Raw genomic sequence first — 9,835 nt, 5'->3', positions numbered from 1 at the left:
GTCGCGCGACCGACGAGGACGCGGTGGTCCATGCCATCGGGGTGCTGCCGGTCTTGCGGGCGGCCCAGGTGCAGGCGGCGCTGATGGCGTTGTCGTCGACGGACTTGATCGTGGTGCGCATGGTCCTCGACGACGCGGACGCGAGCCGCTACGCGCTCGGCACCATCGCCGCGAAGATCGCGTTCTGGCTGCCGCAGGCGGTCGGTGTCGTGCTGTATCCGCGGATGGCGCAGCCGACGCATTCGGCGCGGGCGATCCGCTCGGCGCTGGCGGTGCTCTCGGGCATCGGCATCGTGGCGGTGCTCTGCGCGGCGCTCGCCGCGCCGTTGGCTCCCTTGCTGGCGGGCCAGGACTACGCCCCCATCGAGGGCCTGCTCTGGCTGTTCGCCCTGCACGGCGCGATCCTCGCGGTGTTGCAGGGCGCGATGCTCTCCGCGATCGCCGTGGACCGCACCGCCCTCGCCGCGCTGACCTGGCTCGGCCTGGGTGTCGAAGTGACGCTGATGGTTTCGTTCGCCCGGTCGATTCCCGCGCTCATCACCACGGTCGCCTCCGTCGCCGCCGTCACCACGCTGGTGGTCGCGGTGATCGTCCTGCGTACCGCCGATCGTGACAGTTCTCGACCCGGGAACCCGGCGTAGCGAGCGCCCTGGAGTCACCGGGCACGTCGGCAGTCACAAGCTTTCGCTCATGTGCGACGACATCGGGCGAATGATGGCCGAAACATAGGCCCCGACAACGAATTCGGCCCCCGGCTGAACACCGGGGGCCGAATTCATCGACAGACTCAGGGCTGTTTGGTGATATTGATCTGCTCCGTGGGCGGCTCGTTGTCCACGCGCCGCGCCCCACTGCCGGTCGGCGCGCCCCGGCCCTGGCTCAGCGGCCCACCGCTGCGCGCCGGAGCGGGCGAGGACCCGCCACCGCGGATGCCGAGGACGAGGCCGGCGATCAGCGCGATCACGCCGATGACGCCGAGCACGATCGGCATGATCCGCCCGTACAGCGACAGCTTGTCGATGTTCTCCTTGGCCACCGCGATCTGCGACTCGACGGTGTTCTCGTCGAACACGACGTGCGACTTCAGCGCCGTGACCTCGGGCTTGGAGTCGCGGCCGTAGTACAGGTGCAGCTGCTCGCCGCCCTTGATCACGGTGCCGGTCTTGGGCTCCACCCACAGGTCACGGGTGTTGGTGTACCAGCGCGCCATGGTGACATCGCCCTCGCCGGGCACACCCCACTTCGCGGCGGGGAAGGTCAGCTTGTTGGTCGGCGCCTTCACCACGTCGTACAGGTTGGTCGCCGGAATCGTCTGCTGGAAGTGGTAGACCTGCATGTTGTTGATCTCGGTCTCCTCGACGAAGTTGACGTCGAAGGTCTTGCGCGCGTTGAGATCGAAGTACGGGTAGGTCTTCTTCTCGGTGCCGATCGGGAAGCGGTACTGCAGGCCGGTGTGCTGCACCGGGTCCGCGACGGGCTTCATCTCCTTGTCGACCGTGACCGCGATGGAGCCGTTCGGGTCCTTGTCGACCGGCTCGCCGGTCTTGCGGTCGATGGTCACCCGGTCGATGGTCGCGGTGAGCAGGCCGGTGTCGCCCTGCTTGTCGATGCGCCGCAGCGTCTGACCCGCCTGCACGGTCATCTCGTCGGCGTCGGAGGGCTCCTCGACGGTGAGGAAGCGCTGCGAGACCAGCGGCACGTTCGTGTCGATCTTCGCCGAACCCTCCGGCGCGCTGAGCGACTTGGAGTCCAGCACCATGCTGTCCTCGTTCGGCACGTTGGTCGCGATGGTGGTGATCTCGAGATCGAGGGGAGTCTTCGCCAGTTTGCCGACGGTGTAGGTCGGGATCAGCAGCGCGGCGACGATCAGCAACGCGCCGAGACCCACGAGCAGGCAGGCCACCGTCCTTCTGGTTCCGGCACTCAGTGCCATGCAAACTCTCCTCGTCGTAGAACAGGGTCGTTCCGGCGAGTACGGCGGGCCGCCCGCGGCACTCGTGAGCCCCGACACTAACAGTCCGGTGTCGTACCATGCGGTGCCGAGGCCGGAAACGGCCGAGAAATCGCCCGAGTTTAGCGCGGAATGTGAAACGTCGAGTTATCACCTGAGAATGGGCAGGGCAGACTGGAGTCCGATGACCGCGATCCTGCCGACCTCCGCCACCGCCGCCGCCCCGGCGGCCGAATCGCCGCCGCCCCGCGCCTTTCTGCCCGCGCTCGAGGGCATGCGCGGAATGGCCGCCCTCGGTGTGCTGTTGACGCACGTCGCGTTTCAGACCGGGGCCGCGGGCACGCCGGTGATCGGCCGGGTACTCGGCCGGTTCGATATGGCGGTCGCGGTGTTCTTCGCGCTCTCCGGTTTTCTGCTCTGGCGTCCGCACGCGGCCGCGGCCCGCGGGCTCGGGAGCGCGCCGTCGCTCGGTTACTACCTGCGGCATCGCGCCGCGCGCATCCTGCCCGCGTATTGGGTCGTGGTGTGCGTGGTGCTGATCCTGCTGCCGAGCGCGGCGGGCACGGCCGGGTTGCGCGTCTGGGTGTCGAATCTGGCGCTGCTGCAAGTCTTTGTGCCGTTGACGCTGACCGATGGCCTGACGCAGATGTGGAGCCTCTCGGTCGAGGTGGCCTTCTATCTGGTGCTGCCGGTGCTCGCGTTCGCGGCGGTGTGGTTGCGCGGCAGCAGAGTTCGCTGGCGGGTGCCGGTGGTGCTCGGCCTCGCGGCGGTGAGCCTGAGTTGGAACTTCATTCCGGTGCCGACGCCCGACGCGATCCATGCCGACAATTGGCTGCCCGCCTATTTGCCATGGTTCGCGATGGGAATGGTGCTCGCGGAACTCTCTTTTGGTAGCGAACGGCTATCGAAGTGGCGGGGCGCCTTGGGTAATCAACCCCTCATGTGGGCCGTCGCGCTCGCCGCCTTCTTGGTCTCCGCCACCGATGTCGGCGGTCCCGCCGGACTCACCCGCGCCGAGCCGTGGCAGTACGCCACGAAGATGGCCCTCGGCGCGATCATCGGCTTCGCACTGCTCGCGCCGCTGGTGCTGGGCGACGGCAGGCACCGCTGGCTGCGGTCGCGGGTGGCCGCGACGATCGGGCGCTGGTCCTACGGCATCTTCATCTGGCATCTCGCGGTGCTGTGGGTGGTGTTCCCGGTGTTCGGAATCCTGCCGTTCAGCGGCGACTTCGGCTACGTCGTCGTCCTCACGGTCGCGTTGACCCTGCCCGTCGCCGCGGCCAGCTACGCGTTGATCGAGGAGCCGATGCGGCAGTGGGCGCGCGGGCGGGACCGGGCGAAGCCGCCGCGGGAGGTCGAGGAGGAGGACCGGCTCGCGGCTCCGTGATCAGCTGTCGAGCTGTCGCCGCATATCGAGCAGGTGGTGGCGCAGTTCGTGCAGGGTGTGCAGCGCGAGCCAGCGCAGCGAACGTTCCTGCGGGTCCGGGTAGCTGAACATCAGGGTGCGTGCCCAGTCCTCGTCGCCCAGTCGCTCGAGCACATTGGCGAACAGCTGCGCGGCGTCCCTGAGCTGGCGGCCGACGTCGGTGGGCTTCTGCTCCGCGTAGCCGTCGTGCTCGACCCGCTCGTCGCGACCCATCAGCCAGGACTCCGGGGTCCGCGTGCGGCGGGCGGCCAGCACGCGTTCGCGTTGCACCAGAAGCACATCGCGCATGTGGCACGCGTACTCGAGCGGTGACCAGGTGTCGGGCTTCGGTCGCTGCCGTAACTTCGGCGACTCGGTGAGCAGGAGGTCGGCGTATTCGACCGCGTGCTCCCTGGCCAGCGGCGCGACATCGGTCGCGTGGGTCAGATCGTAAACGAAACCGCATTCGGCACAGGTGTCCACGCCGCGTCACATTATCAACGAGGTCCGTTGTGGCGCAGCCCGAATGGGCGAGGAGATGGCAGCGCGGCGACGCCGACGGCGATTACCGCGAGCACCGCGGGCAGCTGTGCCCACAGCGAGCCGCCCATGTATCCCCCCGCGGCGCGCCACGGACCGGTCGACAGCGCCGCCGCCGACAGCGCCGTGCCCAGACCCGCCACGATGACCAGCGCCCGCGGCGCGAACCGCGGGAGGAATCGCGCGGCGGCGAGCGCGCCTGCCGTAGCGAGGGTTCCGACCGGTCCCGCGATGACGGTGGCCGCGGCCGCGAGCCCGAGCGCGCCGAGCCAACGGGGACCCCATGTCCGTGCTTCGGTACGGGTCTCGTCCTCGTCGGAATTGGGTTCGGCCGCTTGCAGACTGGCGGCTGTCGGTTCGGCCGTTTGCGGATCGGCGGCTGTCGTCGCCGCGTGCCGCACCAGTTTCGCCCGCCGTGGAACGGCCAGCGCGATCAAGGGAAGCAGCAGCAGGAGACCGCCGAAGATGCTCAGCCGGTACCAGCGGTCGATGGGGAACGAGACGGTGACGGACCCCTCGGCGTCGGCCGGCAGCAACCAAGCCTGCTGCCAGCCGTTCATGACCACCGGTTCGAGGGCGCGACCGTCGGAAGTCGTTGCCCGCCAGCCGACATTCGTGCTCAACGGCAACACCAGCGCGCGGGTGCCGGAGGTCGGCTCGGCGGGTGCGGCGATGTCGGCGCGGTCGAGGCGGAGCCGGTCGACGGAGAAGAGATCCGTCGGCCCGACCGTCACGTCGACGCGTCCCTGCGGCAGCGGTAGCGGATCGGGTTGGGGCGCGGACTCTTCCGGGCACACCCGCGCGGGAACCGGAGCGCCGGAGCGCAATTGGCCCGCCGTGGCGGTGACGCTGGTGCGCCTGAGCTGTCCGTCGATATTGATGGTCGGGCCGATCTCGCAGGGAACGGTGATCTCCCGGTCGAGCGCCGCGGGCTCCGGGTAGTCCGGCCCGAGCACCGCGACCTCGGCCAGTCCCGGCGGCTGCGACTGCACGAACCCGAGCGCCGTCATGTCCAGCACCGGGCGCCACGTCCGGAGGCTGAGCTCGATGCGGTCGGTCACGGTGGGGTACAGGGATATTCGCGTCGGCGCGCCCGCGTCGCCCTCGTCCAGCTCGCGCACCTGCGGGCCGTTGCCGAGATTGACCGTCACCGAGGTGGGCGGGGCGGGCAGGCCGCCGAGGGACGGGGTCAACTCCAGACCGGTCACCAGCGCGGGCTCGGGCAGTTCGATCGTGAGGGTCGGTCGCCCGCCGGTCGATGACCGCACCGAGTCCTCCGGCGCGGTCCAGCTGGTGCGCGGGTCGCCATCGGTCGCGGCGAACGCGGCGCCGCGCAGGTCGCCGACGTCGGCCTTGCCCCGGGCGACCGGGCGGTCGCGGTCGGTGAGCAAAGCCTCCAGCGCGGGGCCCTGTCTCGTCCGCACGGTCAGCTCGGGCGTGACGGACATGGGCTCCGGCACCGACAGCGTGCGCTCGAAGCTGCCGGGCTCCTCGGGCGCCAAGGCCAGGCCCTTGCTACAGCGCACCCGATTCGGGGAGTCGAAACACGCACTGCGCCCGGGGAATTCCTGCCCGAGATCCCAGCCGCGAACCCGCGCTCCCTCGGACGTCGCGGGCAGCACGGTCCGGTGCCGGATATCCACCCGGACCGGGTTCTCACGGTCGGCGTAGTCGTCCAGGGTGAGCTCGCTGATGCCGAACTGCCCGCCTGCCTTGCCGGTCTCGGTGCGGATCGCGGTGATGGTCAGCCACCGTGTCTTCCCGGCGGGCAGCGAAACCGACACCGGCGCACCGGGTTCGGGTATCCGAGTGGTGACGGTGCCGTTGGCGGTGCGCACCTCGACCCACTTCACCGGGTCGCCGATGGCGGCGGCGCTGGTGCTGAAGGTAAGCTGCCCGACCCGGACCGGCTGGACCAGGTCCAGCCGAAGCCATTGTCCCAGCGCGTGTTCGGAACCATTGCTGATCCAGGCCGTCGCCGGGTCACCGTCGACGACGGCCGCGGTGGAGCTGCCCGGCGACGCGCCCCCCAGCTGGGTGGCGTCGGCGGCCGAGCTGGACGCGGTGATGGTGGCGCCCGACCACTCCCCGCGCACCAGGTCGGCGCCGGGCACGGGGTAGTCGGGGACCAGGTTGTGCGTGCGGCGGGCATCGTCAGGTGCGCGCACCGCGGAGTTGTGATTGTCTACGCGGCCGAAGTCCGACTCCCGATCCATCGGGGTGTCGGTGACGGTCACCGGCCCGAGCGGCAGTCCGGCGCGGGCCGCGTCGGCGGCGAGCAGCACGGGCGAGTCGCCGGTTCGCGGATCACGGCGCAGTCGTTCGAGCACCTCCGGGCCGCCCGCCACGACGGGCACCGAGTCGAGCGGCACCGTGTACGCCCCCGGGAAGGCTTGTGGCGCACCGGTTCCGCTGCGCACCGCGGTCGGTGTGCCGGGCGGCGGCGTGCCCACCCGGTAGATCTCGACCGCGGGATAGGGCGGTCGCAGATCGCCGTCCGCCACCAAATCCTCGGCGATCACCTTGGATTCGATCGGATCGCCGAACTCCGCCACCTTCGTCAAGCCGGGCGAGCCGTCGATCGCGCTGTGCGCCAGCATCGGCCGGGTCGAGCGGGCGGTGTCCGGGTCGAGGTCGTTGCGCAGCACCAGGACGTCGATGCCCTGCGCGGCCAAGGTCGCCGCGAGCCCGGCCGAGGGCCTGCCGTCGGCGATCAACCGCTGCACCGAGTCCATCGCGCGGATGGTGCCGGGCGGGTTCAGCGGCACCGCGTCGCGGATCGCCCACGGCGTGCTCGCCAGCGCCTGCAAGGGCTCGTCGCGGGTCAGTCCCCACACCTGACTGCCGAACGGCGCGCCGGGCACGACCAGCGCGCGGGTGTCGGCGGCATTGTGGCGCAACCAGTCCGCGGTCTGCTGCCAGTAGGCGGGGACTGCCTCGTAGGCGCCGCGCGGGGCCAGCCTGCCGGTCCAGGCCAGCGAGGTGGACAGGGCGAGCGCCGTGAGGATGAGCGCGGCCACGGCGACGGAGCGATCCCGCTCCGGATGCGCGAAGGCGCTGCGCCACACCGGCATCGGCACCGAGGCGGGCAGCGGCACCCTGGCCAGCAGCTGAGCCAGGCCGAGCACCAAGGGGATTCGGATCAGCGGCTCCAGCTTGTGCACATTGCGCAGCGGCGCGCCGCCGGAGTCCAAGAAGATCCGCACCGACTCCGCGAACGGGCCGCCGAGTTCGCCGACGTATCCGGCGCAGATGCCGACCAAACCGATGCACAGGATCAGCGTCAGCCGCCCGCGATACGGCATGGAGCGCATCGCGAGTCCCGCCATGCCCGCCGCGGCGAGCAGCCCGGTGGCGAGCACGGCGGCGGGCTGGGTCACCAGCACCGCGCCCGCGATGCGCTCGGGCGAGACGAACGGCGTCCAGCTGTCGGTGCCGCGCAGCACCTCGGCCAGCGACGCCCATTGCGTCGTCACCCCCGACGACTCGATGTAGTCCAGGAACGGCGGGCTCACCTTGCCGAGCAGCAGCAGCGGCACCGCCCACCAGAACGTGGCCAGCACCAGCAGCGGAACCCATGCCCTGGTGAACCGCCACCACTCCCGATTCGGCCGATACGAGGCCCACCACAGCAGCGCGGGCAGAAACGCCGCCACCGTCGCCACCGCATTGACCGACCCCATCAGCGCGAGCGCGAGCGCGCTACCCGCCGCCGACTCGGCCCCGCCCCGCCGCCAAGCCCCGCCGCGTCCGCGCCAAGCCCCGCCGCGTCCGCCAGCCTTGTCGCGTCGCCGAGCTCCATTGCGTCCGCCAGGCTCGCCGAGTCGCTCGGCCTCGTCGTGTCGCCCGGCCTCGTCGTGTCGCCCGGCCTCGTCGTGTTGCCCGGTCTTGCCGTGCTGCCCGGATTCGTCGCGTCGCCTGGTCTGGTCGTGTCGCCCTGCCTCGTCGTGCCGCCTGGGCTGGTCGTGTCGCCCTGCCTCGTCGTGCCGCCTGGGCTGGTCGCGTTGCCCGGTGTCGTCGTGTCGCCTGGTCTGGTCGTGTCGCCCGGTGTCGTCGTGCCGCCTGGCCTGGTCGTGTTGCCCGGTATCGTCGTGCCGTCCGGCCTCGTAGCGTCGCCCTGCCTCGTCGTGCTGCCGGGCCTGGTCGTGTCGCGCGGTGTCGTCATGCTGCCGGGCCTGGTCGTGTCGCGCGGTGTCGTCGTGCTGCCCGGTATCGTCGTGCCGTTCGGATTCGTCGCGTTGCCCAGTCTGAACGTGCCGCTCGGTCTCGTCGCGTCGCCTGGTTCCGTCGCGTCGCTCGACCTCACCCTGTCGCCTTGGCTCAGACGACTCACCCTGCCTGGCGGATCGGCGCCGGTATGCGACGCCGAGTGCTGCCGGGGCGAGCAATACCCACGGCGCCAGCATCATCGGCAGCGTCTCCGAGGAGATCGAGCCGAGGGTGGTGAGGACGCGCGGTGACAGCGCGAAGGTGACCGCCGCGATGACGCGCGAGCCGCGGGTGCCGATGCCGAGGGTCTCGCAGAGGCGGACGATGCCCCAGAAGCCGGCGAGCAGTAGCAGCGCCCACCAGATGCGCTGGGTGGCCCAGGCGGGCAGGCCGAGAACATGCCCGAGGGAGAAGAACGCGCCGTGCGGGAAGAAGTAACCGTAGGCCTGGTTCTGCACCTGGCCCATCGGTGCCTGACTGCTCCAGAGGTGGCTCGCGCGCTCGAGGAAGCCGAGTGGATTCTGTGCCAGGTCGTATTTGGTGTCGGCGACCGTGCGCCCCGGCGTCTGCAGGAAGGTCAGCAGGAAGGCCACGAGCACGGTCGCGGCGAACCAGCGTCTACCCAGCGGCGCCTGCGAGCCGCGAATGCGCGAGGCAGTGCTGTGCCGCCGCGTCGCCGGTTCGGGCGAGTCGGCTGGTGGAGCGGGGGTCAGCGGCTCAGCGACTGCCGTACTCGACGTTGTTCAGCAACGAGGAGTCCTTGTCGCCGCTGCGGTCGATGTCGGGCCGGGAGTTCTGCTGCACCGCGACCGTGACGAGGAGGACCGCGATCACGCCGAGCACGGCGCCGCCGACAGCACTCGCGACACCAGGAACAGCAAACTTCATTGCGGCACTCCAATACATCGATGCAGGCACATTCCCGGTCAACCTAGCAGCCCGCCGTCGCCTCCGGTGCGTTCAGCCCGTCGATTGCGGCGGGTGCCGCGTCGATTCCGGCAGGTGCCGGGGCTGGGGCGGCCGTCACAGCCCGGCGACGGCGCTATCGACCGGAGCCCGTCGTGCCTCGGTGCGCTGGGATGGCGCAGTGCAGGCCGCCGAGCAGCGTGCGCAGTTTGGCGGTGGTCTCGTCGAGCTCGGCCTTGGGGTCCGAGGCCGCGACGATGCCGCCGCCCGCGTACGCGTGCACGGTGTGTCCGTCGGCCGAGAGTTCCGCGCAGCGGATGGCGACCACCCACGCCCCGTCGCCGTTCGCGGCGCACCAGCCGACGGCCCCGCCGTAGAAGCCGCGGTCTTCCTCCAGGCCCGCGATCGTGTCGAGGGCGAGCTCGGTCGGGGTGCCGCAGACGGCGGGCGTCGGGTGCAGCAGCAGCGCGAGATCCAGGGCGGTCGCGGACGTGCGCAGCCGGCCGGTGATCGGGGTGGCCAGGTGCCAGACCTCGTGCGTGTTGATCAGCTCCGGGCCCTCGGGGATGGTCAGCTCGGCGCAGACCGGCGCGAGCCGGTCGCGGATCCAGTCGATGACGAAGGCGTGCTCGTCGCGATTCTTGGTGCTGGCCAACAGCTCTCGCGCCTGCGCCGCGTCGGCGTCCGGATCGGCGAGGCGGGGCGCGGTGCCGGCCAGCGGGCGCAGCGTGACCGTGTCGCCGTGCCGGGCGATGAGCACCTCGGGGGTGGCGCCGACCAGCGTCGCGCCGGTGCGCCCGGCCGGGGTGAGGTCGACCGCGAAG

The 9,835-nt window shown here is 70.9% G+C and carries 6 protein-coding genes and 1 pseudogene; 2 read left to right on the top strand and 5 right to left on the bottom strand.

Annotation, left to right across the window (positions count from 1 at the left end; all coding sequences use genetic code 11):
• Nucleotides 1-641 (top strand): annotated as a pseudogene (locus tag ON39_RS32295) (polysaccharide biosynthesis protein); the annotation flags it as partial.
• 146 nt (nt 642-787) lie between these two features.
• On the opposite strand, the gene pgfA reads toward ON39_RS32295, so the two are convergent.
• Nucleotides 788-1,933: a cell envelope lipid trafficking protein PgfA gene (gene pgfA, locus ON39_RS32290; protein ID WP_040739874.1), complete on the bottom strand. Its 1,146-nt coding sequence runs from the start codon at nt 1,931-1,933 to the stop codon at nt 788-790.
• A gap of 202 nt (nt 1,934-2,135) precedes the next feature.
• Between pgfA and ON39_RS32285 the strand changes: the two genes are divergently transcribed.
• A complete protein-coding gene (locus ON39_RS32285) occupies nt 2,136-3,338 on the top strand; it encodes an acyltransferase family protein (RefSeq protein ID WP_040739877.1) in 1,203 nt (400 codons plus the stop codon).
• Here ON39_RS32285 and ON39_RS32280 read toward each other — a convergent pair whose 3' ends face one another.
• From ON39_RS32280 to ON39_RS32270, 4 genes are all read right to left on the bottom strand, one after another.
• On the bottom strand, nt 3,339-3,839 hold the full coding sequence (locus ON39_RS32280) for a DinB family protein (RefSeq protein WP_040739872.1): 501 nt from the start codon (nt 3,837-3,839) through the stop codon (nt 3,339-3,341).
• Between the two features lie 14 nt (nt 3,840-3,853).
• Entirely contained in the window at nt 3,854-8,752 is a 4,899-nt protein-coding gene (locus ON39_RS32275; RefSeq protein WP_425454135.1) for an alpha-(1->3)-arabinofuranosyltransferase domain-containing protein, read from the bottom strand.
• Between the two features lie 70 nt (nt 8,753-8,822).
• Complete coding sequence (locus ON39_RS47680; protein WP_083894819.1) at nt 8,823-8,993, bottom strand: DUF2613 domain-containing protein; 171 nt, start codon at nt 8,991-8,993, stop codon at nt 8,823-8,825.
• Nucleotides 8,994-9,147: 154 nt separating this feature from the next.
• On the bottom strand, nt 9,148-9,835 hold a 688-nt coding region (locus ON39_RS32270), incomplete at its 5' end, for an isochorismate synthase (RefSeq protein WP_040739871.1).

The organism is Nocardia tenerifensis NBRC 101015, assembly GCF_000308715.1.
Lineage (GTDB): Bacteria > Actinomycetota > Actinomycetes > Mycobacteriales > Mycobacteriaceae > Nocardia > Nocardia tenerifensis.
The sequence above is the reverse complement of the archived record's forward strand: the minus strand, read 5'-3'. Positions and strand labels throughout refer to the sequence as shown.

Coding starts and splice junctions, on each gene's coding strand:
- pgfA (WP_040739874.1), bottom strand. CDS start 1,933: ATGGCACTGAGTGCCGGAACCAGAAGGACGGTGGCCTGCCTGCTCGTG.
- ON39_RS47680 (WP_083894819.1), bottom strand. CDS start 8,993: ATGAAGTTTGCTGTTCCTGGTGTCGCGAGTGCTGTCGGCGGCGCCGTG.
- ON39_RS32285 (WP_040739877.1), top strand. CDS start 2,136: ATGACCGCGATCCTGCCGACCTCCGCCACCGCCGCCGCCCCGGCGGCC.